The organism is Paraburkholderia sp. GAS206C, from assembly GCF_050435645.1.
GTDB classification, from domain to species: domain Bacteria; phylum Pseudomonadota; class Gammaproteobacteria; order Burkholderiales; family Burkholderiaceae; genus Paraburkholderia; species Paraburkholderia phenazinium_B.
The window spans coordinates 395,491-419,908 of the sequence record NZ_JBNDKR010000007.1 but is presented as its reverse complement, the minus strand read 5'-3'; the positions used below and the strand labels follow the sequence as shown (position 1 = coordinate 419,908).

Genomic DNA, 24,418 nt, shown 5'->3' with positions numbered 1-24,418 from the left:
CTCGTCTCCCGTCCGTCACTGTCAGTGGATGTCGGAACCGCTGACGCCGGCAGGCAGCGCCTGCGGCAGCCATGCATCACCCGAGAATGCGCCCATATGGCCACCGGAATGGACCACCAGGCCGCTCTGCTCGACCGCGACCGGACCGTGGCCGCCGCGCACCGCGCGCACGGCCTCGACACCGGCCAGGTATTGCGGGAAATAAGTACCCAGCAGATTGTTCAGATCAGGCATTTGCGGTCCGTTCCAGCCGAGGCCGAAGACGGTGCCGTCCGCGGCGAGATACTCGCGCACGACCGTACCGCTGCCGTAGGTCGTCTGCCGTACGGTGTATGAAGAACTGCTGCTGGCTGCGGAGGCGGCGCCGGATGCGGCGTGTAGAACGGCGACAGGGGAAACGGTCTGGGAACTGACGGACGCGCCGGCGGGCGGCGTCATCGGACTCCCGCCCAGCGCCGCGTAAGCGGACTGAACGGCGGGCACCACGCAGGACAATCCGAGCGCTGTCATGACGACGGCGCGGCGTACACGACTCAGCATAGCCACACTCCTCCCGGTCAACTGCGATACGGCCCGTGCATCGCACGTGCGCTCGCATTTATCCAAGATCATACGGTACCGGGCCACTGCTCCGCAGGAAGGTTTCCTCCAGGGTGCCTGGCCGGGGTATCCGCTATGCGCGATGGCTAGCCGGCAAGAAACCTGCGCCCGGAGTGCGGGACGGTACACGGCGGCGCCGAACGCTGTGGAGCGGGGCGCGTGCCATGTTCGACCGCCGGGAGCCGGCGCGGTTCAGATGTGGAAAGCTGTTCGAAAGCCGTGTCAGAAGCCAAGGCTCGCCAGCAGATCGTCGACTTCGCCTTGATCCTGCATCACGTCGGCCTTGCCTTCCGGGTTGATCTGCGGCCCGTTCAGCAGGTTCTCCGGGCTGCCGGTCGACGAGGGTTCGGCCGCCAGCGCCGCCGCCGTTGCCGCGAACTGCTCGCGCCGTTCGAGCGCGATGTTCTCGATCAGCACGCCGAGCAGTTGCTGCTCGATCAGATACACGACCTCGGTGATCTTCTTGATGACCTGGCCGGTCAGATCCTGGAAGTCCTGCGCCAGCATGATCTCGAGCAGCTGCTGGTTGGTGGCCGTCGTCACCTCGGGCACGCCACGCAGAAAGGTCCGCGTGTCGTTCATCAACGCGCGCACTTCCTCGCGTTCGATCGGCGCCGCATACCATTGCTCCCAACGCGCGTCGAGCACCGCTGCGTCCTGCTGCAACTGCTCCTGCAACGGCTTGGCGACCTCGATCGAGCTCAGTACCTTTTCGGCTGCCTGCTCGGTCATGTTGGCAATGTACTTCAGACGGTCGCGTGCGTCGGGCACCGCTTCGGCGGCGCGCTCGACGTGCTTGTCGATGCCGAGCTCGCGCATCGAGTCGCGCAGTGTGCGCGTCAGTTGCCCGATGCGGGCAAGGATGCGATCGCTTGCAAGGTCGCCGCCGTCTTGCGCTTCGACGGCTGCCGCGTTGGTCGGCTGGTTCACGTCAGCTCCCGGCTTTCGCCATCTTCTCGAGAATCTTGTTGAGCTTCTCGTCGAGGGTTACCGCTGTGAACGGCTTCACCACATAACCGCTCGCGCCGGCCTGCGCCGCCGCGATGATGTTTTCCTTCTTCGACTCGGCCGTCACCATCAGCACCGGCAAATGCGTGAGGCTGGCATCCGCGCGGATTTCCTTGAGCATGGCCAGACCGTCGAGGTTCGGCATGTTCCAGTCGGAGATCACGAAGTCGTACTTGCCGCTACGCAGACGCGCGAGACCCGCCTGGCCATCTTCCGCCTCGTCGACGTTCGAATAGCCCAGCTCCTTCAACAGATTGCGGACAATCCGGCGCATCGTCGGAAAGTCATCTACGACCAGAATCTTCATTCCCTTATCCATTTCAATTCCCTTTCCCTAATCCCAGATGGTGCAGCGAGTGTGTCGACTGGAGTCCGCGTTTCAGCGCTGACTCAGGTCCCATGCAAGACGCCTGCGTTCTGACCCGGCGCGCATCATACCCGCTGGACGCGTTCACCCATTGACGAAAGACGCGCCATGACGCGCCGGCTCATCTCGGGCAGCGAGGTGATTTCGTCGGCAGCGCCGAGTGCGATCGCCTCGCGCGGCATGCCGAACACAATGCAACTCGCTTCGTCCTGCGCAAGCGTATACGCGCCTGCTTTTTTCATCTCCAGCAGTCCAGCCGCACCGTCGCGGCCCATTCCCGTGAGAATCACGCCCACCGCATTCTTGCCGGCGTGCTGCGCAGCGGAGCGGAACAACACGTCGACAGACGGACGGTGCCGGTTTACCGGCGGGTCGTCGGAGAGGTGTGCAATATAGTTCGCGCCGCTACGTGCTAGCAACAGGTGAGCGTGACCGGGGGCAATATACGCGTGTCCCGGCAGCACACGTTCGCCGTGCTCTGCCTCTTTAACGGTAATTCTGCACAAGCCATTAAGGCGTTGAGCAAAAGATTTTGTAAACCCTGGCGGCATATGCTGTGCGATCAGCACCGCGGGGGCGTCTGGCGGCAGCGGCACGAGCACTTCGCGGATCGCTTCGGTGCCACCCGTCGAGGCGCCGACGATGATCAGCTTTTCCGTACTCAGCAGCGGGTTGTTGAAGTTCGGCGCCGGCGTCGCAGCCTGGGCACCCGCCGCGTGGCCGGCCGCCGTGCCGGCGTGATGCACCGGGGCAGCCTGGCGTACGCGGGCGCGCGCAGCGGCGCGGACCTTGTCGGCAAGCTTCTCCGAGTAGTCGAGCATGCCGTCGCGGATCCCGACCTTCGGCTTGGTCACGAAATCGACCGCGCCCAGTTCCAGCGCGCGCAGCGTGATTTCGTTGCCGCGCTCGGTCAGCGACGACACCATCACCACTGGCATCGGCCGCAGACGCATCAGCTTCTCGAGGAAGTCGAGACCGTCCATGCGCGGCATTTCAACGTCGAGCGTCAACACGTCCGGGTTGTGCTGCTTGATGAGTTCGCGCGCGACCAGCGGGTCGGGCGCGGTTGCGACGACGGTCATGTCCGGCTGGCCATTGATGATTTCGGTCATCAGGCTACGGATCAGCGCCGAATCGTCGACGCACAATACCTTGATCTTTTGCACAGCTCTCACGCCTCCTCGGCAGTTCTGGCGTTGTTTGAATTATTCGGACGCGGGCTCGCGCCAAATAGCTCGATGCGCGGCTTCGCAGCCGGGGCGCCCGTCCCTGAACCAGCAGCGGCCCTTGCACCAAACAGCTCGATTTTTGGCCGGCCGCCAGCCGGCGCGGCAAACAGCTCGACGCGTTCGCGGGCCTTTGCGAGACGCTCGGCGCGCTGCTCGGAGGTCTGCCGGGCGAGCGCCTGTTCGCGCTCGGCCACCCCGGCTTCCTGCTGCAGGCGCAGTTTTTTCACCATCACCTGGCCGGTGCGCGGCATGAAGGCGACCTTGCGCGGATGGCCGCCTTGCAGATCCTCGGCGGTGATGCGGATTTTTTCGAGCGCCAGATAGCGGCGCACGAATTCCGAATTGCGATCGCCGATGTTCATCGTCGTCATGCCGGCGAGCACCGCGGCGCCGCCGAATACCTTGGCTTCGAAACGTTCGCGCCGGCCGCCCGCCTTGATCAGCTCGTTGATGAGCACTTCCATCGCATAGGCGCCGTAACGCATCGAATCCGAGGCGGCCTGGCCGACGTCAGCGCCGTCGTCCGGCAGCATGAAGTGATTCATGCCGCCGATGCCTGCCGTGTGGTCGCGGATGCAGGCGGCCACGCACGAGCCGAGCACGGTAACAAGCACCATGTCGTCGTGGGTCGTATAGAACTCGTTCGGCAACAACTTCACGCCGGGGCGCTGGAAGTGATTGTCGAAGTACAGATTGGTGGCGATCGGCAGGGCGCTACTCATACAGTCACCCCGCTAGTCGACGAGTGAGCCGGTTGGGTCTGGCCGCGTTGGCCGGCGCGCGCTGCGCCGCCGTCGCGGGTCAGTTCGTAAACAGTCTGGCCACGCAGGCGGAACGCCTGGGTCACGTAGGTGAAGTTCTCCGAGTGACCGGCGAACAGCAGGCCACCGCCCTTCATGAGCGGCTCGAAGCGCGACAGCACCTGCGACTGGGTCGGCTTGTCGAAGTAGATCATCACGTTGCGGCAGAAGATCGCATCGAACTGCGAGCGCAAACCGTAGTCGCGGTCGGTCAGGTTCAGCTGCTGGAAACGGATCATCGCGCGCACTTCAGGGCGCACTTTCACCATGCCCGCGTGCGCGCCGGTGCCCTTCAGGAAGAAACGCTTGAGCCGTTCCTGCGAGAGGTGCTTGACCTGATCGAACTGGTACATGCCTGCTTCACCCTTGGCGAGCACCTGGGTGTCGATGTCGGTGGCGAGCACCGTGGCCTGGCGCGCGGCGCTGTCGCCGAGCGCTTCGATCAGCGTCATCGCGATCGAATACGGCTCTTCGCCGGTCGAAGCCGCCGAGCACCACACCGACACGGGAGCCTGACGGCGTGCAACGAATTCAGCGAGGATCGGGAAATGGTGCGCCTCGCGAAAGAACGCGGTCAGGTTGGTGGTCAACGCATTGGTGAACGCTTCCCACTCGGCCGGATCGTTCTCCGATTCGAGCAGATCGAGGTATTCGCGGAAGCTGTCGAGACCGCGCGCACGCAAACGACGCGCGAGCCGGCTATACGCCATGTCGCGCTTATGGTCCGACAGCGAAATGCCGGCGCCGCGGTGGATCAGTTCGCGAATGCGAGCGAAATCCGCCGAGGTGAATTCGAAATCACGTCCCGGGTCAGCGGCTTTCGCCGGTTCGGCCTTGTCGGGACGAAGCTGTGCGCGCGTTACCATTATCAAAGTTCCTGCCTGCGATACGAAGCGTCGCTCGCGGCCTCAGGAGAATTCCCTGCGGGGCGAGTGATGTGCATCGCGGGGTCGCGCCTGCCCGCGAATGTTTCCTGACCGACGGCTCGAACCACGCCTTGCGAGCGTGCTTCAATGAATCGCCCGTACTGCGGCGAGGAGCCGAAAGCCTGCATAACTAACCATCTTCCCTTAGAACGTTTCCCAATCTGCATCCGGGCCTGCCGCGGATGCGCCTGTTGCGGCCGGCCGTGCTGCGGGCGCCGCGGCGCTGGCCGAGGTCTTCGGCCGCAGCGCGGGTTCGGTACGTGCCGGTGCGCTTGCGCGCGGTGCGTCGTGCTTGATGTCCTGCTTCGCGTCGTGCTTTGTATCGTGCTTCGCGTCGTGTCTGGCTGCCGCTGCCGGCGCATGGCCTGACGCTGCGGCCGCCTTCGGTGCGGCTGCCACAGGTTGAGCTGCCGGGCGCGGCGCGGCTTTGCTGCGTGCCGCGGCAGCGCCGGCGGCGCGTTGTCCGCCTTCCACGCGCCAGCCGCCCACCACGCTGCGCAATTGCCGCGTCTGCTCTTCGAGCGACGCCGCCGCTGCGGCCGCCTGTTCGACGAGCGCTGCATTCTGTTGCGTGACTTCGTCCATCTGCACCACGGCGCGGTTGACCTGCTCGATGCCGGTCGACTGCTCTTCCGACGCCGCGCTGATCTCGCCCATGATGTCGGTCACGCGACGCACGGCCTGGACGATCTCTTCCATGGTCGAGCCTGCGCGGCCCACCAGGGCCGAGCCGCTTTGCACCTTGTCGACCGAGTCGCCGATCAGTTCCTTGATTTCCTTGGCGGCGCTGGCGCTGCGCTGCGCAAGGTTGCGCACTTCGCCGGCCACCACTGCGAAGCCGCGGCCCTGCTCACCCGCGCGAGCTGCTTCCACAGCAGCGTTCAGCGCGAGGATGTTGGTCTGAAAGGCGATCCCTTCGATCACGCTGATGATGTCCACCACCTTGTTCGAGCTGGTGGCGATGTCCTGCATCGTATGCACGACCTGGCCCACCACGTCGCCGCCACGCGTCGCGATGTCCGACGCGTTGACCGCGAGCTGGCTCGCCTGGCGGGCGTTTTCGGCGTTCTGCCGCACGGTGCCCGTCAGTTGCTCCATGCTCGATGCGGTCTGCTGCAACGAAGCGGCCTGCTGCTCGGTGCGCTGCGACAGATCCGTGTTGCCCATGGCAATTTCGCGCGCACCGGTGTCGATCGATTCGGTGCTGCCGTGCACGCCTTTGAGCATCGTCGAGAGGCTGTCCTGCATCTGCTTGATGCCGCGGAACAGGCGTCCGATTTCGTTGGTGCTGGACACCGTTACCGCGTGCGTCAGGTCGCCTGCGGCGATCCGCTCGAAACACTCGGTGGCGTCCATGAGCGGCTGCACGATCAGGCCGCGCAGCGCGATGCGGATCACCACCACCAGCACCAGCGCGAACACGCCCACCGCGATGATCAGCGAGGTCATCAGCGTGACGTTCGACTGCGCCGCCGTCTGCTGATCGGCCGCGCGTTGCTGCAGTGCCTTCACAACCGCCGAGGCGGAGTTGTCGTAGGCGATAAAGAGCGGGCTGATTTTCGTATCGGCAATGGCGTGAAAGGCGGCCTGGTCGCCTGCGTGCAGCGCTGCGAACTCCGGCTCCACGCCGTCGTGCATCACGGTTGCGCGGCGCGCCAGCAGGTCGTCGAGCAAGGCCTGATCGATGCCGGATTTGGGCGCATCGAGAAACGTCTGCCAGCTCTCATTGCCCTTGCCGAGCAGCTCCTGGCCACGGTCCAGTACCTTTTTCGCTTCGTCGGCATTGCCGGCGGCAGTGAGCGTGTTGTACCGGTCGACCGCAACGCGCGAGCGCAACAGATACGACGAGGCATCGTCGAGTGCGTGAATAGCCACCAGATCGCCGCGCGCAATGCCGTCGAGCGACTGGCTGGCGCGGCTGAGCGCGGTCAGGCCGAGCGCGCCGACTACGAGCGTGAGCGCCACCAGAACGATCCCGACCACGGTTAACGAGGTTCGAATCGACCACCTGCTTAGCATCTTGATGCTCCCTAATGTCCCGTCACATGCATGCCGATCGCGGTTATCCGCCGATCGTTTCGATCAAAGCCATTTCGCGGCTGGTCATGAGCTTTTCGATGTCCATCAGGATCAGCATGCGGCCGTCGACCGTACCGAGACCCGTCAGGTATTCAGTGGTCAGCGTCGCGCCGAATTCGGGAGCCGGCATGATCTGGTCCACCTGCAACGTCAGCACGTCCGACACGCCGTCCACCACCATTCCGACCACGCGATGCGCGACGTTCAGGATGATCACCACCGTCTGGTGGTCGTACTCTACGCGGCCCAGATGAAACTTGATGCGCATGTCGACGATCGGCACGATGATGCCGCGCAGATTGATCACGCCCTTGATGAAGTCCGGTGCGTTCGCGATGCGCGTCACGCTGTCATAGCCACGAATTTCCTGCACCTTCAGGATGTCGATGCCGTACTCTTCGGCACCGAGCGTGAAGACGAGAAACTCCTGGCCGCCAGCGTCTGCCTGCAACGCATCGCGGCGGCTGACGCTCGAATTGATGGATTGGACTTCTGCCACGTTAGCCCCCAAACGGTTGGGATGAAATAAGTTAAGTAAAAAGTTGCCCGAGGTTGCCCGAGGCCTATGCGAGACTCATTGCGCCGTGCGCGTTGCGCGTCTCGCGGTTCAGCGCCGCCACGTCCACGATCAGCGCGACACTGCCGTCGCCGAGAATGGTCGCGGCGGAAATGCCGTGCACCTTGCGGTAATTCGTTTCCAGATTCTTCACGACCACCTGCTGCTGGCCGACCAGTTCGTCGATCAGCATGGCGAAGCGCCGTCCTTCGGTCTGCATGATCGTGACGATGCCTTGGGTCGGCTCCTTCTTGGCGTCTTCCACCGAGAACACTTCGTGCAGCGCGACGAGCGGCAGGTATTCACCGCGCACGCGCACCACGCGTTCGCCGGCGGCCACCGTGTAAATGTCTTCTGCCTGCGGCTGCAGCGACTCCATCACGAAGTTCAGCGGCAGAATGAAAATCTCGTTGCCGACCTTCACCGACATGCCGTCGAGAATCGCCAGCGTGAGCGGCAACACGATGCGCGTGGTGCTGCCCTTGCCTGCCTGCGAGCTGATCTCGACGTGACCGCCCATCGCCTGGATGTTGCGCTTCACCACGTCCATGCCGACGCCGCGGCCCGACACATCGGTCACCTGTTCGGCGGTCGAGAAGCCCGGCAGGAAAATCAGGTTCCAGACTTCGTCGTCAGTCATGCTTTCGCTGACCTGCATGCCCTGCTTGGCCGCCTTGGCGAGAATCTTGTCGCGGCGCAGACCGGCGCCGTCGTCGCTCACTTCGATCACGATGTTGCCGCCGTGATGCGCGGCCGACAGCACCAGCTGGCCGGTCGAATCCTTGCCCGCCGCGCGCCGTGCTTCCACCGTTTCGATACCGTGATCGAGACTGTTGCGCACGAGGTGGGTCAACGGGTCGATGATCCGCTCGATAAGGCTCTTGTCGAGTTCGGTCGCCTGACCGAAGGTGACGAGTTCGACCTCCTTGCCGAGCTTCGCCGCCAGATCGCGCACCAGACGCGGGAAGCGGCTGAACACGTAATCCATCGGCATCATGCGGATGGACATCACCGCTTCCTGCAGATCGCGGGCATTGCGCTCCAGTTGCGCCATGCCGTTGAAGAGACGGTCATGCAATGCCGGATCGAAGGTGCTGGTGGTCTCGGCCAGCATGGCCTGGGTGATCACCAGTTCGCCGACCAGGTTGATCAGCTGGTCGACCTTCTCGACGCCGACCCGGATCGAACTGCCTTCGGCCGCGGCCGCAGCCGCCGGACGCCCACTCTTGCGGTCGGATTCGCCTGCGCCCGCTGCTGCCGCGGCCGGTGCCGGCGCGGGAGCAGGGGCCGGTGCGACCGCCGCCGGCGTGGGCGCCGGAGCCGCAGCCGGTGCTGCCTGCGCTGGCGCTTCGAACAATCCGTGCGTCGGCGCTGCTGTGCTTGCCTGCGGCGCGGCAACCGGCGCGGGGGCCGGTGCCGGTGCAGGCGCCGGTGCATGCTCCGCAGCGGCAGGCGTTCCAGGTTCGCCTTGCTGCGATTCATCCACCGGTGCTGTGCCGCGGCCAATCGAGATCTGACTGTCGTCGATCACGAAACAGCACACGGCGATGATGTCGTCGGACGTGACATCGGTCTGCAGCCACAGCGTGAAATCGCCGCCCGCCTTGACCTGCCCAACGATATGCCCCAGGTTGCCGAGCTCTTCGGCCAGCAGTTCCTGGTCCTTCTCACCTACACCCCGTAGCGTGATTTTCAGATGCGGGCCGCTGTCTTCGGCGGCGGTCCCGGTTGTTGCTGTTGTCGCTGTTGCTGTTGTTGTCACGCCGGTCTGGGCCGGTTCAATGCCTGATATCTCGCTCGCCACGTCGACGGCCTGATCGACCACGTGCGCCGGCGGCGGGCCGTCATCGGCCTCGACGACTGCCGGAGCCGACGCAGCCACTTCCGGTGCTGCCGCAGCGGCCGGTGCCGGCTCGCTCTCGCCGCGGATGCTTTCCGCGTAGAGATGTTCGAGCTTGGCGCAGATCGCTTTCGCCACCGCCGCGTCCGGCTCGGCGCTCGCGCGGTAGTCGGCGAGCTGGCCGGACAGCACGTCCTTGGTCTCGAGGAACGTGTCGATCATGTCCTTGCGCAGCACGAGTTCGTTGTTGCGCGCGCGATCGAGCAGCGATTCGAGGATGTGGGTCGTTTCGGTCAGTGCCGTAAAGCCGAAGGTCGCTGCGCCGCCCTTGATCGAGTGCGCCGCACGGAAAATCGCCGCGAGGTCTTCCGGATCCGGATGGCCAATGTCCAGATTGAGCAGCAACTGCTCCATCTGCGCGAGCAGTTCGTCCGCTTCGTCGAAGAACGTCTGATAGAACTGAGTGATATCGAGTGTCATGCCTGGGTCACCGCGAGAGATCCTGTCTGGGCTTTGGCAGCCGTGCCGCTTGTCTAAAGGCGCTGTTTAAAAAGTTGTGTGGCTCAGGCCTCGCCGGGCTCGGCAAGCGCCGCGACCAGCTCGGTCAACATGTCCGGGTCGAGCGGTTTTTCAATCCAGCCGGTCGCCCCCGCCGCTCGCGCCGCCTCCTTGAAAGGTTCGCCGGATTCCGTCGTAAGGACGAGGATCGGCGTCGCCTGGTAAGCCGGGTTGCCGCGCAGCGCGGCGATCAGATCGAGGCCAGTTCTGCGCGGCATATGCTGGTCCGTCAATACGAGGTCAAACGACATCGCGAGCGCATTCTCGAGGCCCTCTTCGCCGTCCGCGGCGAGCGTCACCTCATAGCCGGCCGTCGTCAGCGTGGCGGAGAGAATCTGCCGCATCGATGCCGAGTCGTCGATTGCCAGAATGTGCCTGATCATTAAATCCTCGCTGCGCTCACTATGAATCGCCTGACTGTGCCGCGGATGCGCGGCGGCACAGTCAGGCCATCGTGTCTTTCAATGCGGCGCCACGGTGGGCGCCTTCGGTGCAACCGTCGGCGGTTGCGCAATCTGTTGCAGCAGGGGCGCCTGCCCCGAACCGGCGGCATCGTCCGACAAGGTGGTCGTGGTCGAGTCGTCGTGCATCATGGCGTCCTCGGACTTCTTGTTCAGAACCAGAATGCTGATCCGGCGGTTTTCGGGGTCGAGCGGATCGCTCTTGTTCAGGTTCTGCGACGACGCCATGCCGATCACGCGCATCACCTTCGCTTCGTCCATGCCGCCCGCGATCAGCTCGCGGCGCGAAGCGTTCGCACGGTCCGCCGACAACTCCCAGTTGCTGTAACCCTTCTCGCCGCCGGCGTACTGCACGGCGTCTGTGTGACCTTGCACGATGATGCGGTTCGGCACGTCGTTCAGCGTGTTGCCGATGGCGCGCAGGATGTCGCGCATATACGGCTGGACCTCGTCGCTGGCGGTGTCGAACATCGGCCGCTTCTGCGAGTCGACGATCTCGATGCGCAGCCCCGTCAAGGTCGAATCGATACGGATCTGCTGCTTGAACTGACGCAGCACCGGATTGGCTTCGATCGCGGCCATCAGCTTGACCTGCAGATCGTGCAGGCGGGCCTGCTCCTGGCGCTCGAGTTGCCCCTGCGCCTGGTTCACCGCTTCGTCGTCGCTATGCGCGACGGTATGCTGCGCGCGCGCGGTCGTGCCGTCGCTCTGACGCGTGATGCCCTGCGAGTCGGTCGAAATATCGCGGCCGCCGCCCTTCAGGATGCTCGAATCTTCGGCGCTGCGGTCACCGCCCCACAGCGTGATCTTCAGCGGCTGGTTGAAATAGTCCGCGATACCGCGCAACTGCACCGTGGTCGCCGAACTGAGCAGCCACATCAGCAGGAAGAACGCCATCATCGCGGTCATGAAGTCCGCGTAGGCGAGTTTCCAGGCGCCGCCGTGGTGCCCCGCCTTCTTCGGCGCGGAACGCTTGACGACAATTGCGCGGTCTTTATCCTTGCTCATCGAGTCAGCCCCTGGTCCGCGCGGTTACTTGGCTTTCACGCGGCGCACGTGCTCTTCCAGCTCGCTGAACGACGGGCGTTCAGTCGAGAAGAGCACCTTGCGGCCGAATTCGACGGCGATCGCCGGCGCGTAGCCATTCAGGCTCGCGAGGATCGTCACCTTGATGCACTGGAACATCTTGGTCGACTCGGCGACGCGCTGTTCCGCGACGCTCGAGAGCGGCCCGATCAGACCGTACGAAAGCAGAATGCCGAGGAAGGTGCCGACCAGCGCCTGGGCAATCATCTCGCCGAGCACCGCAGGCGGTTTGTCGGCGGAGGCCATGGTGTGCACCACGCCCATCACCGCCGCGACGATGCCGAACGCCGGCATGGCGTCGCCGACCTTGGCAAGTGCATGCGCCGGGGCTTCGCCTTCGGTGTGATGGGTTTCGATTTCCTCGTCCATCAGGCTTTCGATTTCGAAGGCGTTCATGTTGCCGCCCACCATCAGACGCAGGTAGTCGGTCAGGAATTCGATGATGTGCTTGTCGGCGAGGATCTTCGGATACTGCGTGAAGATCGGGCTCTTCGACGGATCGTCGATATCGGCTTCAAGCGTCAGCGTGCCTTCCTTGCGCGCTTTCGCCAGCAGGACGTAGAGGAGCGCCATCAGCTCCATATAGACGTCCTTGTTGTATTTGGACCCCTTGAAGAGGGTCGGAAGCACGCCCAGCGTCGACTTGATGGTTTTCATCCCGTTGCCGAGAACGAACGCGCCGACGCCGGCGCCCCCGATCATCAGCAGTTCGACTGGCTGCATCAGCGCGCCCAAGTGTCCGCCTTCCAGCGCATAACCGCCGAAAACGGACAACAGCGTCACGAGTGTTCCCACGAAAATCAGCACAGCCGAGCCCTCACAAGGAAGCGACGGAGACCGTCGTTAGACTGGTTTACGGCAACCGGGCGGAAAACTTTGGTGGAAAAGCAAGTTGGCGAGCCGGTGTAAACCACAGGCGGGGGACGCGAGCGCTAGGCGGACGCCTGGGCTGCGATGCAAGCGGGGCGGGCCTGGCCGCCCGCGCCTCAAACTTCCAGTTCAGCGTCCAGTTCGGCGAGCTGGTTCGCGCGTACTTTCGCTTCGGCAACTTTCTTTGTCTTACCGGCGCGGGACGGCGGCTGGCACAGTCCGCAGACAAATCCGTGCTGGGGATCGTGCGCATGGGCGACGAACTGGCCGCCGCAGCGGCAGCACGAGGTCATCTGCAGCATGCCGGAGTCGAAAAAGCGCACCAGAGTCCATGCGCGGGTCAGGCTGAGGACCGGCTCGTCGTCGTGCAGATGGACGTGTTCCTGATACAGCCGGTAGCTCTTGACGATCGACTGGATCGTCTCGCAACCGCCATGGTCCGCCATGAAGCGGTAGATGTTATAGAACAGCGAGGAGTGAAAGTTCGGCTGCCAGGTCATGAACCAGTCCGTCGAGAACGGCAGCATGCCCTTGGGTGGCGAAACCCCCTTCAATTCCTTGTAAAGCTTGATCAGCCGGTCGCGTGACAGGCTGGTCTCGGCCTCGAGCAACTGCAGACGCGCGCCGAGTTCGATCAATTCGATCGCCAGGGTAATTTCCCTGACTTCGAGTACTACGCTTTTAGTGGCCATGCGCTGCGCTTCCCGCGTCCTGGTGTTGCTGGTCGGTTTTGCCGCCGTAGAATGCCGGCCTCAGCCGATCTGTTCCACGGGCTGGCTTGCCATCAAAATCGCGGTATGCGCCTGAGCAACGGCGCTGCTGGTCTTGCCCTTGTCCGCAAGTGCGGACAGGACGGCGTGATCGTCGAAGCGAAAGCGGCAGAGAACCTGGCTGGATGCAGCCAGCTTGACGGTCTGTGCCAGAGACAGATTGGCAATCACATCGGCCAACTGATCCGATATACCCATGCGGAACATCCCCATGGGCTTGTCCTCACGCAGCAGACGCTGAGCGAGCAGGAGATAGGAGAGGTTCACTTCTCGTATCTCATTGAGCATGTCACTAGTGGTGCTCATGATTCCCCCGAGTCGATCTGGCTGGTCAGGCCGTTACGGAAACGTTTGCTCGAACGCGCGCACCGCACACCGCACGAACGGCTCGTTTATGGTCTTGCAAGCATTGTGTCTAAATGTAACTGCGACTGAAATCGGACAGACACCCCGTCTGATTGCCGGAATGTTCCATAAATTCTGTAGGAATTTTTCCTACAAAACGCCTATTGGGGAGGGAATGAAAGGCGGGAGAAAGCTTTTGGGGATCGATCGGTGCGCGACCCCGCGCGGTTTTTTGCACCGTTACAGGTGCGAGCAAATTATAGATGTTTTTCACGCTGCGGCAACAATCGCTTGCTATTCGCGACGCATCGCGCCGCCTTTCAGGCCGGGGCACAAGGCGCGGCACGGTGCTTGCTGAGGGGTGTCGTGCCGGCTATGCTGCGCCCCGGTCTCACCTGTTACGCACGGTGTTTCGCGCTGTAACAACATTAAGCGTTTGAAAAATAACTCGAATTGCGCCGGTCGATCCCGATAATGGCCTTAAGGGATAACCCGATGCAGTGCCGGGTTGCCACCGGGCGGCGGCCTACCGCGTCCGTCCGTCCGAAAGGTATTCGCTCTTCGCCCGATCCGGGCAGATTTTGCGAACGCCGTTATGAACCGCAACTTATGTTGCATGGGCTGGAGTGTTTGCTCTTAAGGGCCGACTCCAGCCGTCACAGGAGAGTACGCATGCGAATCGCACAAATAGCGCCCCTATACGAAGCCGTTCCGCCCAAGTTCTATGGCGGCACTGAGCGCGTCGTGTCGTACCTGACCGAGGCTCTGGTCGAGCTCGGTCACGACGTGACGCTGTTCGCGAGCGGCGATTCGGTCACCTCCGCCAAACTCGAGGCCGCCTGGCCGCGCGCGCTGCGCCTCGACCCGACGGTGCGCGACGCCATGGCGCCGCACGTCCTGCTGATGGAACGGGTGCGCAGCATCGCCCATGAGTTCGACGTACTGCACTTCCACCTCGACTATCTGCCGTTCCCGCTGTTCTCGACGATGGACACGCCGTTCGTGACCACCCTGCACGGCCGTCTCGACCTGCCCGAACTGCAGCCGATTTTCGACACGTTCTCGCAGGCGCCGGTGGTGTCGATTTCGGACTCGCAGCGTCTGCCGCTCAAGCAGGCCAACTGGCTCAACACCATTTACCACGGTCTGCCGGAGAATCTGCTCACGCCGCAGACGCACAAGAAGCCTGAATATCTGGCGTTCCTCGGCCGTATCTGTCCGGAGAAGCGCGTCGATACAGCCATCAAGATCGCTGCACAAAGCGGTCTGCCGCTGAAGATCGCCGCCAAGGTGGATAAGGTCGACCAGGAATACTTCAAGACGGAAATCGAACCGCTGCTGTCGCAGGCGCACGTCGAATTCGTCGGTGAGATCAACGAAGCGCAAAAGCCGGAGTTTCTGTCGGGCGCCAAGGCGCTGCTGTTCCCGATCGACTGGTCGGAGCCGTTTGGTCTCGTGATGATCGAATCGATGGCCTGCGGCACGCCGGTGATCGCCTTCAACCGCGGTTCGGTGCCGGAAGTGATCGACCACGGCGTAACCGGCTTCGTGGTCGAGGACGTGCAAGGTGCGGTCGCGGCGCTGCAGCGGCTGGGCGACCTGTCACGTACGGAAATCCGCGCCCAGTTCGAACGCCGCTTCAGCGCGAAGACAATGGCGCAGAACTATCTCGACGGCTATACCGCGCTTATCGAAGCTGAACGCCGTCCGATGTTGCGCCAGGTAGCGGTAGGCTGAACGGCCTATGCATCTGATGCCCGCTAAATACGCGAAAACCACCGTGTGAATCGTTTGCGCGAGCGGAACCGCGTCGATTAGCCGCTCATCTTCATAAAAGCCGCCTCTCAAAGGCGGCTTTTTTACCGCCCAATTCCAGCACAAATCTGATACATATTTCGCCGCTTAAGCTTCCCGAATGCCATTAACCTTCAGGAAGCTTTCGCCGTGACAATTAACCGCCGCGACTAAACCTGTTCGATCAGAAAGCGTTCGCGATTCTTGCCGGAAATCCACTTGGGCGGCTTGCCTCGTCCGCTCCACGTATTACCGGACTTCGGATCCTGATACTTGGGCGGCAGCGGCGCCTTCTTGGGCGGGCGTCCGCGCCGGGCGGCAACCGCAAAACCCAGGTCCTGGGCAGTCAATCCATACTCGGCAATCTTGCCGCGGATCTCCTCGATTACATTGCCGAGTTCAGTGCGTCGTGCTTCGTCCGCCTGAGCCTGCAGTCTGGCGATCTGCGCCTTAAGTTCTGCATATTGCGACATTTCCCTACTCCCTTTTTGTAGAACTCATTGTGACGCAGACTAGCCGTAATTACCGAATTTCGCAATGGACAGTAATACTCACAATTGAGGTATCGTCTGATAATTATTAAAGAGCGATGAATTGTTAAATCGATTCGGACTTTATCGGTAAATAATCCAAACTGCCTACGGCGACATTGACAATTCTTGACACCTGATTCGCCGATATTTCCCTAGAATTTGGCGCTCGGAGGTGGGTACCCGAATACCCATGTACCGCCTCCAGCAAGTCAAACTTTTTAGGATTCCATATCATGCAGTTGTCAAAGCGCCTCGCTGCCGAGCTGTTCGGCACATTCTGGCTCGTCCTCGGGGGCTGCGGCAGCGCGGTCCTCGCCGCCAACTTCGCCGGTCCGGTCCATGGGCTGGGCATCGGCTTTGTCGGTGTCGCGTTTGCATTCGGCCTCACGGTGCTGACCATGGCCTACGCCATCGGCCATATCTCGGGCTGTCACCTGAATCCGGCGGTGAGCGTCGGCCTGACCGTGGCGGGCCGCTTTCCGGCACGTGACCTCGTACCGTATATCGTTGCCCAGGTGGTCGGCGCCGTACTCGGCGCCTTCGTGCTGTCGTTGATTGCCAGCGGCAAACCGGGCTTCGACCTCGTGTCGAGCGGCTTCGCCAGCAATGGCTACGGCGATCGCTCGCCCGGCCACTACTCGCTGATGGCGGCGTTTATCTGCGAAGTGGTCATGACTGGCTTCTTCCTGTTCGTGATTCTCGGCGCCACCGACAAGCGCGCGCCGGCTGGCTTCGCGCCGATCGCCATCGGACTGTGCCTGACGCTGATCCACCTGATCTCGATTCCAGTCACCAATACCTCGGTCAACCCGGCCCGCTCGACGGGTCCGGCGCTGTTCGTGGGTGGCGCAGCTGTCGACCAGCTCTGGTTGTTCTGGGTCGCGCCGATCCTCGGCGCTGTGATTGCCGGTCTCGTGTATCCAGTTGTCGCGGCGAACCGTGCGCCGCTCGAGTCGCGCTCTGCGCTGGCCGATTGACGAATCCGTAGCGCCAAAGGGCGAATCTATCTGCAAAGCGGGCGCTGTGGCGCCCGCTTCTGCTTTTATGGTCAGGCCTGCGGACGAGCGACCGCTGATGCAGCCCGGCGCGCGGCAAGGCGTAGCGCCACTGCTAGAATCGTCCGACTTTCACACGGCTCGCAAAGAGGCTCCCGATGAACCGTTCCCGTCGATTCCTGCAAGGCGTCGCATTCTGGCTCGCGGCCTCGTGTGGCACCGCCATGTTGCCCGTCACCGCGCATGCGGCCAGCAGCCAGGCGGCCGGCACCGCCGTTGAAACGCTGGTGTTTGTCCGTCACGGCGAGAAGCCCGCGCAAGGGCTCGGTCAGCTCAATTGCCAAGGTCTTAACCGGGCGCTAGCGTTGCCCGCGGTAATCGCCGCCAAGTTCGGCAAACCTGACGCGATCTTCGCGCCGGATCCGGGCGAGCAGAAAAACGACGGTGGCCATCCTTATTACTATGTGCGCCCGCTGGCCACCATCGAACCCACCGCCATCCAATTCCAGATGCCGGTGCAAACGCCTTATGGCCTGACGCAGATAGACCGGCTCGGCGCCACGCTGATCGATCCGGCATATCGCAACAAGCTGGTGGTGGTGGCATGGGAGCACAAACTGATCGAGAAGCTGGTGCGCCAGATGGTGAGCGCTCATGGCGGCAACGCCGCAGACGTGCCGAAGTGGCACAGCGACGATTTCGACAGTATTTATATCGTCAAGCTCGACTGGCAGGGCGGCTCGCCGCGTGCGAGCTTCCAGCATAGCGACGAAGGGCTGAATGGGCGGTCTACGGATTGCCCATGCGCGGCGTTGGCGCCCGCCGCGGCTTCAGATGCAGTGCATTAGGCTAGTTCATCGTCCATGGCGAACAGCTTGCGCAGGTGACGAGCGACGCCTGCTTCGAAGTTGTTGCCGATTCGCGGCACGTTCGGCAAGCGCGTGATCAGATCCGGGTTGGCGTTTTTCATCATGAACGGATGGCCCGCGGTTTCGAGCAGGTCGATGTCGTTCATGTTGTCGCCGAACGCGATACAGCGGCCGGTCTCTACGCCGAGGCGGTCGAGCACGAACTTCAGCGCGCGGCCCTTCGACACGTTCGATGTCATGACCTCAAGGCAATCGGGCAGCGAGTAGGTGACATAGAGGGTGTCGCCGAACTCGCGTTGCAGATTGGCCGCGACCGGTGCGAGATCGGCCGGCTCGCCAATATAGAGCGCCTTTGCAATGCCCTCGCCGTGATGCCGACGCAGATCGGTCACTTCGTAGCTAAAGCCCGAATCCTTATGGAGACGCAAAAGTTCTGGCGCGTCCCGATCGATTAGCCAATCGTGATCTGCAAACAGATTGACGATCACCCGCCCATGCGCGCCCGCGATTTCCGGCTGCACGAGCCGGTGCACGGTGGCGGGCGGAAGATCGTCCCCGTAAATCATGATGTCGTCCGGCGCATGCACGCGCGCGCCGTTTGACGTGACCAGGTACGGCCGGATGCCCAGCAGATCGCGGATGCCCGCCGCGTCGCGGTAATGGCGGCCGGTTGCGATGATGAATTGCAGGCCGTCCGCCTCCAGCCGCCGAACCGTGGCAACGGTGAATGGGTCGAGTTGATGGTCTCCGTCGAGCAGGGTGCCGTCGAGATCGGTGGCAATGACTTGGTACATGGTGTGAGCAGCCGGCAGCATCGAAGGCGCTATTTTATCGTTGCTTGCGACGCTTTCCCCGGATTAGCCCGCCAGATTCAAACCGAGCCGCGCGGCTTCCTGCTGCGCAAGCTGCCACGCACCGTGCGCCGAATCGCCCAGCGGCGCGCGCAGCCTGGCCTGCAAATGCTGCGGTACGTAGTCGCGCAACGGTTGGCCGAGGCCACCGCACAAGGCCACCGGCAGCTCTCCGGACGCGTCTAGCGCCGTAATCATCTTGCCAATTTCTTCTCCGGCTTCCTTGAGCAGACGCGCGGCGAAGGGATGGCTGGCATGCGCGATGACGATGGGCGCGAGACTCGCGTAGGCGGTCTGATTGGCGTTGCAAAGCCAGACAATCAGGCCGTCGCGGTCCTGCGCGCCCACCCGTTGGAGCAGTGCCTGGGCCAGTGCATCCAGCGGCGCGCGGCCATCCAGCGCCTGCTGCGCGTACACGACTATGCGCAAGCCGAGCCAGGCACCACTTGCCTCATCACCAGACGGGAAGCCGAAACCGCTGGCGATCCGGTACTCGCCGACACCATCTGCCGCGGCAGCCACGCTGCCGGTGCCGAGCGCCACGATGACACCGTGCGCCCCGCCGTGCGCGCCGAGCAGGGTCGTGTAGGCATCGTGTTCCACGGCGAGACCCGCTAGCTTCGGCGCCTGGGCGTGAAACGCAGCAAGCCAGTCGGGGTTGTTGAATCCCGCCAGCCCGCAGCCCAATACGCAACGCTCCCATTGCGGGGCGACGCCGGCCTGCCGGAAAGCCTCCGTGCAACCTGCCAGGATGGCCTGCCAGGCACGCTCGATACCGAGGCCCAGGCCGGACGGGCCACTCGCCGCCAGAGCCAGTTCGCGGCCGTGGGCGTCACCGAGTACGACACGCGTGCCGCTGCCGCCGCCGTCGACGCCGATCAGAAAGAGGTCTGTATTCATCAAGTGAGTGTGGGTGAAAAGAGTTGCCGAACCGGAATGCCGCATAGCGTGGCAGACCAGCGTGGATCCGGCAACTGGCCGAACGGCCGGCTTGCGATGCGCGGGCGTTCCGCTATGCTGGCAAAGCCCGGACGCGCCGGGATTTCGACACATCAAATGCAGGAGCCGGAACGTGACACAGCGATGCAACTGGGTATCGAGCGAAGCGCTCGCACACTACCACGACACCGAGTGGGGTGTCCCTTCGCGCGACGATCAACATCTCTTTGAAATGCTGGTACTGGAGGGCGCGCAAGCCGGTCTGTCATGGTCCACGATCCTCAACAAACGCAGCGGCTACCGTCGGGGATTCGCCAACTTCGATATCGACAAGGTGGCCCGCTTCACGCCAAAGCATGTCGACGCGCTGGTCGCCGATGAATCGATCGTACGGCATCGCGGCAAGATCGAAGCGGCCATTACCAACGCGCGCGCCGTGCAACAGATCCAGGCGGAACACGGGTCGCTGGCGCAGTTCATCTGGTCTTTCGTTAATGACACGCCCATCCAGAACGAATGGACCTCGTACCAGCACGCGCCGGCCTCAACGGAGATTTCCGACGCGCTGAGCAAGGGACTCAAGCGCTACGGCTGCAAGTTCGTCGGTTCGACGATCTGCTACGCGTTTATGCAGGCCGTCGGCATGGTGAACGACCATCAGACCGACTGCGATTGCTACGCCCGCTGCGCCGCCCTCGGCAAAAAGGGGCGCAAGCGGAAGGCCGGCTGAGGCGCATCCGCGAGTTCCGGGGCCGAAGGTACGCCAGGCGCGTCGCCGGTCTCGGATCTGCGCCCCGGCCTCGTGTGGTTTTCGCCACACTTCGGACGCAAAACCCAGCGTCTGCGGGAAAGTCCTGAGCGCGCCCGTGCCGCCCCCTCACAGCCTTACCCAGCTTGGCTTTGCGGGCACTCCACCACCTGCAGATCTCTCGAATCGTGTCAAAATTGCGGACTTGCGCGCTGCACCGCTACGTTTTTACCTGAGTCAGTCGTTATAACGATTGAAGGGACAACAACTGCGCTTGAACCACCCATGAATGACCGCTGCGCGTAGACGCAGGGGGAGAACAACCATGAAAAATCCAAACTTCCTGACGTATCAGGAGATATTCGACAAAGCCGTCAGCCATCTTGACGGTCAGGGGCGCGCCGCACTTCTGCCGCGTGGCGGCGGAGCCTATCGGGGATACTGCGGTGGCTGCCCGGTCGGCAGCTTTATCAAGCCGCGCGACTATATGACGGCAATGGAAGGCATTCCGGTGCGCTATATCGGCAAAACCCCGATCGAAGTGCCTGCCTATATGGATGTCGGAGTGGCCGCACTCAAGAAAGCGCTGCTGCGAGCCCATATCAATATCTTCGACCCAGCCACCATCGACCTGCTAAGTTGCCTACAAAACGTGCACGACGTATTCGGCACGTGGGAATGGCAGGAACGGCTGGTTTCGATTGCCCGTCAGTTCGGCTTGTCCACAGCGCAGCTGAAAACCGCCGCCTGAGCCGCCATAAGGCTTCCCAGAAACATCTTCGGAAGCCTCGCTGGAATTGCTCCCCCAAATACAAAACGGCGGTGTGGCTTCTTGCGAAGCTCACACCGCCGTTCGGCTGTGCTTGAAAAGCGTGCTTAGTGCAGCTTTTTCGGCAGTTGCTGGCTGCGCAGGCGCTTGTGCAGGCGCTTCACAGCAGCAGCCTTCTTGCGCTTGCGAGCCGTCGTCGGCTTTTCGTACGATTGGCGTTCACGCAGTTCTGCGATCAGGCCATTCTTTTCGATTGCGCGACGAAAGCGGCGGATCGCCACTTCGAACGGCTCGTTTTCCTTCAGAAGAATCGTCGTCATGTAATTCCTAACTAAATCGCTGGATACGGGTAATTGCGCAGTGGTGTGTGCCACGTACGCGCCGGCCTCCGGTCATTTCGCAACATGGCCAATAACAGGCAAACGAAACCATGAACGAAACGAAAGGCAAAGCGGCCACGGAGGCCGGAAAAGAGAGGTGGGGAGTTCACCACGAAACAGGCAAAGATCTCAATTCACTCCCGATGATATCAGGAAAATACCGTGCCTACCACCATTTTAGCCATTCCGCCAGGCACTTGCGTCATCCAGCAGACGCATGTCCGAGCCGGTCAGCATCAGGTGAACTGACGCCGCAAGGCTCTCGAGTTGTTGCACGGAAGTCGCGCTGGCAATCGGCGCCGTCACGCTGGGACGGGCGATCAGCCATGCCAGCGCCACCGTGGCGGGCGTAGTGCCGTGCTGGTCGGCCACGGTATCGAGCGCATCGAGGATGCGCGTGCCGCGTTCGTTCAGATACTTTTTGATGCCGCCGCCACGCGCGCTTTTCGCGAGGTCCGCGGACGAACGGTATTTGCCCGACAGAAAGCCACTTGCAAGGCTGTAATACACGACCGCACTGAGGTGCTCTTCCAGAATGACCGGTTCGAGATCGGTTTCATAAGCCTCGCGGTCGTACAGATTATATTCGGGCTGAATAATCTGGTATTCCGGCAGACCGTGCTGCCGCGACACCGCCAGCGCCTCGCGGATACGCGCGCCACTGTAGTTCGACGCTCCGATCACCCGCACCTTGCCGGCCTCGATCAGGCGCTGATAGGCGCCCAGCGTCTCGGCGAGCGGGGTATCGGCCGCGTCCTTATGCGAAAAATACACGTCGATGTAATCGGTTTGCAGACGCCGCAGCGAATCTTCAACGGCCGCCTGGATGTTGCCGGCGCTCAAACCCTTGCGCTCCGGGTGGTTGCCCACCTTGGTAGCCAGCACGATCTGGTCGCGCTTGCCGCTGCGGCGAAACCACTTGCCGAGAATCGTCTCCGACTCCCCGCCCCGATTGCCAGGCACCCAGGCGGAATAAACGTCGGCGGTGTCGATAAAGTCGAGACCGGCGTCGACGAAGGCATCGAGGATCGCGAACGAGGTCGCCTCATCGGCGGTCCAGCCAAATACATTGCCGCCGAACATGACCGGCGCCACCTGCAATTCCGAATTGCCAATCCTGCGTCTTTGCATGATTTCTCCAGGGAATGCGATTTGGAAAGAAAAAGAATACGCCGACTTTTCAACCTCCGTCGTCGGCGCCAACAGCCGGCCAACAGGCCGCTTAAACCGGCTTTCGACCGTCCGGCACCGTAATTCCTGGTAAGACAATTAGGTCCGAGTTGAACAAAGTCCCTCAAGTTTTTTTTTCTCACGCCGACATCCTGCTCAGAGGCGGCCAGCAATGAACGAGTGCACCGCCCATGTCAACGTGGCAGTAACTTTAGGGCAACAGCCTCTTGGGAGATTTTCATGCTCAGCATTAACAGTAATATCAGCTCGCTGGTGGCTCAGGAAAACCTGAACAGCTCGGGCGATGCGCTCCAGCAAGCTATTACTCGCCTCTCGTCGGGTAAGCGTATCAACAGCGCGGCAGATGACGCTGCTGGCCTGGCGATTTCTACAACGCTGCAAACGGCAATCAACGGCCTGAACCAGGGCGTGTCGAATGCAAACGACGGCGTGTCGATGGTGGAAACGGCTTCGACCGGTTTGAGCCAGATCACGCAAAGCCTGCAAACGATCCGCTCGCTCGCCAACGAGGCAGCAGGTGGCTCGCTGTCGTCGACCAACCAGGCAGCCCTGCAACAGGAAGTGGCGCAGCAAGTTGCTGAAGTGAACCGCCTAGCTTCGCAAACGACGTACAACGGTATCAACCTGCTGAACGGTTCGGCTGGCCTGATCAACGTTCAAGTCGGCTCCAACGTCGGCCAGACTGTTGCCCTCGACCTGAGCCAAGGCGTGTCGGCTGCTTCGCTGGGTGGTGGTTTCGTGCAAGCCGGCAACACGCTCGGCACGATCACGGGTCTCGACCTGACCTCGACCGGCGCAGAAAACACCAGCGGTGCTGCTGGCGCGATCACGCAAATCAACGTGGTGTCGAACGGCACGGGCGGCTTCACGTTCACGGACCAGAACAACCAGGCTTTGTCGAGCACGGCTGTTTCGAACCTGTTCGTGACCACGACGTCGAGCAGCGGTATTCAGTCGCTTTCGCTGGCAACCAGCGCCGCCGCAACCAACGGCCTGAGCCTGACCGGCGAAATGACCGGCATTCAGACTGCTGCGGCTGCTTCGTCGTCGACGACGGCGGCTGGCACGGTGTTCGGCACGATTTCGGGCATTGACGTCGATCCGGACACGGGCCTTGACGCTGCAGCTGGCACGGCTAACGCAATCACCTCGGTTACGGTCGAAGCAAACGGCAACGGCGGCATCGAGTTCGTCGACCAGAACGGCAACCAGTTGACGACGGGTGCGACGGCCGGCCTGTTCACCACCAGCGGCACGGGCATCTCGTTCGCCACCACGCCGACCAGCACGTTCGGCAGCACGGCTTCGGGTACGGGTGTCGGCGGCGGTCAAACGTCCGGTACGCTGCTGTACAGCGTCAACGTCAACAACGCACCGACGTCGGTTTCGGCGATCAACATCAGCACGACGCAAGGCGCCAACCTGGCGATGGAAACGGTCGACAACGCACTGGCTACCATCAGCAACATTCAGGCAACGCTGGGTGCAGCACAGAACCGTTTCACCGGCATCTCGACGTCGCAGCAAGATGAGTCCACCGACCTGTCGAGCGCACAATCGCAGATCACCGATGCGGACTTCGCGCAAGAAACGGCTAACCTGAGCAAGGCACAGGTGCTGCAACAAGCGGGTATCTCGGTGCTGGCACAAGCCAACTCCAACCCGCAGCAAGTTCTGAAGCTGCTGCAGTAATCGGTAAGTTAGCAATAGCGTGAGCAGTAGACGCGGGTGAGCCGGTCGTTACACCAACCGGCTCATCCGCGAAAGCATTTGAAACGGGAGGCTCGTCCTCCCGCCTCGCATACGGACCCGGCACCTTAGACACGACACCAGTCGCGTGGTCCACGCCACGTA

25 protein-coding genes are annotated in these 24,418 nt (G+C 62.4%); 6 read left to right on the top strand and 19 right to left on the bottom strand.

What is annotated here, in order from left to right:
- Window positions 1-21: 21 nt before the first annotated feature.
- The 14 genes from P3T20_RS21610 to flhD form a co-directional block, all read right to left on the bottom strand.
- The gene (locus P3T20_RS21610) at window positions 22-540 is read right to left on the bottom strand and encodes a DUF2844 domain-containing protein (protein ID WP_429287758.1); all 519 of its coding nucleotides are present in this window, start codon (window positions 538-540) and stop codon (window positions 22-24) included.
- A gap of 282 nt (window positions 541-822) precedes the next feature.
- Complete coding sequence (gene cheZ / locus P3T20_RS21605) at window positions 823-1,530, bottom strand: protein phosphatase CheZ (RefSeq protein WP_074262871.1); 708 nt, start codon at window positions 1,528-1,530, stop codon at window positions 823-825.
- A gap of 1 nt (window position 1,531) precedes the next feature.
- Window positions 1,532-1,927: a chemotaxis response regulator CheY gene (gene cheY / locus P3T20_RS21600; protein ID WP_074262872.1), complete on the bottom strand. Its 396-nt coding sequence runs from the start codon at window positions 1,925-1,927 to the stop codon at window positions 1,532-1,534.
- 113 nt (window positions 1,928-2,040) lie between these two features.
- A complete protein-coding gene (locus P3T20_RS21595; protein ID WP_074262873.1) occupies window positions 2,041-3,141 on the bottom strand; it encodes a protein-glutamate methylesterase/protein-glutamine glutaminase in 1,101 nt (366 codons plus the stop codon).
- A gap of 5 nt (window positions 3,142-3,146) precedes the next feature.
- Window positions 3,147-3,926 carry a chemoreceptor glutamine deamidase CheD gene (cheD, locus tag P3T20_RS21590; protein WP_074262874.1) on the bottom strand — a complete coding sequence of 260 codons (780 nt, stop codon included), beginning with the start codon at window positions 3,924-3,926 and terminating at the stop codon, window positions 3,147-3,149.
- A complete protein-coding gene (locus P3T20_RS21585; protein ID WP_429287821.1) occupies window positions 3,923-4,873 on the bottom strand; it encodes a CheR family methyltransferase in 951 nt (316 codons plus the stop codon). Before P3T20_RS21585 ends, cheD begins: the two co-directional genes overlap by 4 nt.
- A 201-nt stretch (window positions 4,874-5,074) precedes the next feature.
- A complete protein-coding gene (locus tag P3T20_RS21580; RefSeq protein WP_429287757.1) occupies window positions 5,075-6,949 on the bottom strand; it encodes a methyl-accepting chemotaxis protein in 1,875 nt (624 codons plus the stop codon).
- Window positions 6,950-6,992: 43 nt separating this feature from the next.
- Window positions 6,993-7,508 carry a chemotaxis protein CheW gene (cheW, locus tag P3T20_RS21575; RefSeq protein WP_074262876.1) on the bottom strand — a complete coding sequence of 172 codons (516 nt, stop codon included), beginning with the start codon at window positions 7,506-7,508 and terminating at the stop codon, window positions 6,993-6,995.
- Window positions 7,509-7,572: 64 nt separating this feature from the next.
- A complete protein-coding gene (cheA, locus tag P3T20_RS21570) occupies window positions 7,573-9,885 on the bottom strand; it encodes a chemotaxis protein CheA (protein ID WP_429287756.1) in 2,313 nt (770 codons plus the stop codon).
- An 83-nt stretch (window positions 9,886-9,968) separates the two neighbouring features.
- A complete protein-coding gene (locus P3T20_RS21565; RefSeq protein ID WP_074262878.1) occupies window positions 9,969-10,346 on the bottom strand; it encodes a response regulator in 378 nt (125 codons plus the stop codon).
- Between the two features lie 78 nt (window positions 10,347-10,424).
- The gene (motB, locus tag P3T20_RS21560) at window positions 10,425-11,432 is read right to left on the bottom strand and encodes a flagellar motor protein MotB (RefSeq protein WP_429287755.1); all 1,008 of its coding nucleotides are present in this window, start codon (window positions 11,430-11,432) and stop codon (window positions 10,425-10,427) included.
- A gap of 24 nt (window positions 11,433-11,456) precedes the next feature.
- Window positions 11,457-12,317, bottom strand: a complete 861-nt coding sequence (gene motA / locus P3T20_RS21555) for a flagellar motor stator protein MotA (RefSeq protein ID WP_074262880.1) — start codon at window positions 12,315-12,317, stop codon at window positions 11,457-11,459.
- A gap of 179 nt (window positions 12,318-12,496) precedes the next feature.
- Window positions 12,497-13,072: a flagellar transcriptional regulator FlhC gene (gene flhC / locus P3T20_RS21550; protein WP_074262881.1), complete on the bottom strand. Its 576-nt coding sequence runs from the start codon at window positions 13,070-13,072 to the stop codon at window positions 12,497-12,499.
- A gap of 60 nt (window positions 13,073-13,132) precedes the next feature.
- Window positions 13,133-13,456, bottom strand: a complete 324-nt coding sequence (gene flhD / locus P3T20_RS21545; protein ID WP_074262882.1) for a flagellar transcriptional regulator FlhD — start codon at window positions 13,454-13,456, stop codon at window positions 13,133-13,135.
- Window positions 13,457-14,167: 711 nt separating this feature from the next.
- Here flhD and P3T20_RS21540 point away from each other — a divergent pair.
- The gene (locus P3T20_RS21540; protein ID WP_074262883.1) at window positions 14,168-15,232 is read left to right on the top strand and encodes a glycosyltransferase family 4 protein; all 1,065 of its coding nucleotides are present in this window, start codon (window positions 14,168-14,170) and stop codon (window positions 15,230-15,232) included.
- A 227-nt stretch (window positions 15,233-15,459) separates the two neighbouring features.
- Here P3T20_RS21540 and P3T20_RS21535 read toward each other — a convergent pair whose 3' ends face one another.
- The gene (locus P3T20_RS21535; RefSeq protein ID WP_074262884.1) at window positions 15,460-15,762 is read right to left on the bottom strand and encodes an H-NS histone family protein; all 303 of its coding nucleotides are present in this window, start codon (window positions 15,760-15,762) and stop codon (window positions 15,460-15,462) included.
- 293 nt (window positions 15,763-16,055) lie between these two features.
- Between P3T20_RS21535 and aqpZ the strand changes: the two genes are divergently transcribed.
- The gene (gene aqpZ, locus P3T20_RS21530) at window positions 16,056-16,799 is read left to right on the top strand and encodes an aquaporin Z (protein ID WP_429287754.1); all 744 of its coding nucleotides are present in this window, start codon (window positions 16,056-16,058) and stop codon (window positions 16,797-16,799) included.
- A gap of 176 nt (window positions 16,800-16,975) precedes the next feature.
- Window positions 16,976-17,665, top strand: coding sequence for a histidine phosphatase family protein (locus P3T20_RS21525; RefSeq protein ID WP_429287753.1), 690 nt, complete (start codon window positions 16,976-16,978; stop codon window positions 17,663-17,665).
- Here the strand turns inward: P3T20_RS21525 and P3T20_RS21520 are convergent.
- Window positions 17,662-18,480, bottom strand: a complete 819-nt coding sequence (locus P3T20_RS21520; protein ID WP_429287752.1) for a Cof-type HAD-IIB family hydrolase — start codon at window positions 18,478-18,480, stop codon at window positions 17,662-17,664. The genes P3T20_RS21525 and P3T20_RS21520 overlap by 4 nt on opposite strands.
- 63 nt (window positions 18,481-18,543) lie before the next feature.
- Window positions 18,544-19,437: a BadF/BadG/BcrA/BcrD ATPase family protein gene (locus P3T20_RS21515; protein WP_429287751.1), complete on the bottom strand. Its 894-nt coding sequence runs from the start codon at window positions 19,435-19,437 to the stop codon at window positions 18,544-18,546.
- Between the two features lie 172 nt (window positions 19,438-19,609).
- On the opposite strand from P3T20_RS21515, the gene P3T20_RS21510 reads away from it, so the two are divergent.
- Window positions 19,610-20,206 carry a DNA-3-methyladenine glycosylase I gene (locus tag P3T20_RS21510; protein ID WP_429287750.1) on the top strand — a complete coding sequence of 199 codons (597 nt, stop codon included), beginning with the start codon at window positions 19,610-19,612 and terminating at the stop codon, window positions 20,204-20,206.
- 343 nt (window positions 20,207-20,549) lie between these two features.
- Window positions 20,550-20,975, top strand: a complete 426-nt coding sequence (locus P3T20_RS21505; RefSeq protein WP_074262889.1) for a hypothetical protein — start codon at window positions 20,550-20,552, stop codon at window positions 20,973-20,975.
- Between the two features lie 125 nt (window positions 20,976-21,100).
- On the opposite strand, the gene rpsU is transcribed toward P3T20_RS21505, so the two are convergent.
- Both rpsU and P3T20_RS21495 read right to left on the bottom strand, forming a co-directional pair.
- Window positions 21,101-21,313 (bottom strand): 30S ribosomal protein S21, encoded by a 213-nt coding sequence (gene rpsU / locus P3T20_RS21500; protein WP_074262890.1) that lies wholly within the window; start codon window positions 21,311-21,313, stop codon window positions 21,101-21,103.
- 237 nt (window positions 21,314-21,550) lie between these two features.
- Complete coding sequence (locus tag P3T20_RS21495; protein WP_074262891.1) at window positions 21,551-22,504, bottom strand: aldo/keto reductase; 954 nt, start codon at window positions 22,502-22,504, stop codon at window positions 21,551-21,553.
- A 279-nt stretch (window positions 22,505-22,783) separates the two neighbouring features.
- Here P3T20_RS21495 and P3T20_RS21490 point away from each other — a divergent pair, with 279 nt between their 5' ends.
- Complete coding sequence (locus tag P3T20_RS21490) at window positions 22,784-24,256, top strand: flagellin (protein ID WP_074262892.1); 1,473 nt, start codon at window positions 22,784-22,786, stop codon at window positions 24,254-24,256.
- Window positions 24,257-24,418 lie beyond the last annotated feature (162 nt).

Excerpts from the sequence above, each read along its gene's own strand:
- P3T20_RS21610 (WP_429287758.1), bottom strand. The coding sequence starts at position 540 with ATGCTGAGTCGTGTACGCCGCGCCGTCGTCATGACAGCGCTCGGATTG.
- cheY (WP_074262872.1), bottom strand. The coding sequence starts at position 1,927 with ATGGATAAGGGAATGAAGATTCTGGTCGTAGATGACTTTCCGACGATG.
- cheD (WP_074262874.1), bottom strand. The coding sequence starts at position 3,926 with ATGAGTAGCGCCCTGCCGATCGCCACCAATCTGTACTTCGACAATCAC.
- P3T20_RS21580 (WP_429287757.1), bottom strand. The coding sequence starts at position 6,949 with ATGCTAAGCAGGTGGTCGATTCGAACCTCGTTAACCGTGGTCGGGATC.
- cheA (WP_429287756.1), bottom strand. The coding sequence starts at position 9,885 with ATGACACTCGATATCACTCAGTTCTATCAGACGTTCTTCGACGAAGCG.
- P3T20_RS21565 (WP_074262878.1), bottom strand. The coding sequence starts at position 10,346 with ATGATCAGGCACATTCTGGCAATCGACGACTCGGCATCGATGCGGCAG.
- motB (WP_429287755.1), bottom strand. The coding sequence starts at position 11,432 with ATGAGCAAGGATAAAGACCGCGCAATTGTCGTCAAGCGTTCCGCGCCG.
- flhC (WP_074262881.1), bottom strand. The coding sequence starts at position 13,072 with ATGGCCACTAAAAGCGTAGTACTCGAAGTCAGGGAAATTACCCTGGCG.
- flhD (WP_074262882.1), bottom strand. The coding sequence starts at position 13,456 with ATGAGCACCACTAGTGACATGCTCAATGAGATACGAGAAGTGAACCTC.
- P3T20_RS21540 (WP_074262883.1), top strand. The coding sequence starts at position 14,168 with ATGCGAATCGCACAAATAGCGCCCCTATACGAAGCCGTTCCGCCCAAG.
- P3T20_RS21535 (WP_074262884.1), bottom strand. The coding sequence starts at position 15,762 with ATGTCGCAATATGCAGAACTTAAGGCGCAGATCGCCAGACTGCAGGCT.
- aqpZ (WP_429287754.1), top strand. The coding sequence starts at position 16,056 with ATGCAGTTGTCAAAGCGCCTCGCTGCCGAGCTGTTCGGCACATTCTGG.
- P3T20_RS21525 (WP_429287753.1), top strand. The coding sequence starts at position 16,976 with ATGAACCGTTCCCGTCGATTCCTGCAAGGCGTCGCATTCTGGCTCGCG.
- P3T20_RS21520 (WP_429287752.1), bottom strand. The coding sequence starts at position 18,480 with ATGTACCAAGTCATTGCCACCGATCTCGACGGCACCCTGCTCGACGGA.
- P3T20_RS21515 (WP_429287751.1), bottom strand. The coding sequence starts at position 19,437 with ATGAATACAGACCTCTTTCTGATCGGCGTCGACGGCGGCGGCAGCGGC.
- P3T20_RS21505 (WP_074262889.1), top strand. The coding sequence starts at position 20,550 with ATGAAAAATCCAAACTTCCTGACGTATCAGGAGATATTCGACAAAGCC.
- rpsU (WP_074262890.1), bottom strand. The coding sequence starts at position 21,313 with ATGACGACGATTCTTCTGAAGGAAAACGAGCCGTTCGAAGTGGCGATC.
- P3T20_RS21495 (WP_074262891.1), bottom strand. The coding sequence starts at position 22,504 with ATGCAAAGACGCAGGATTGGCAATTCGGAATTGCAGGTGGCGCCGGTC.
- P3T20_RS21490 (WP_074262892.1), top strand. The coding sequence starts at position 22,784 with ATGCTCAGCATTAACAGTAATATCAGCTCGCTGGTGGCTCAGGAAAAC.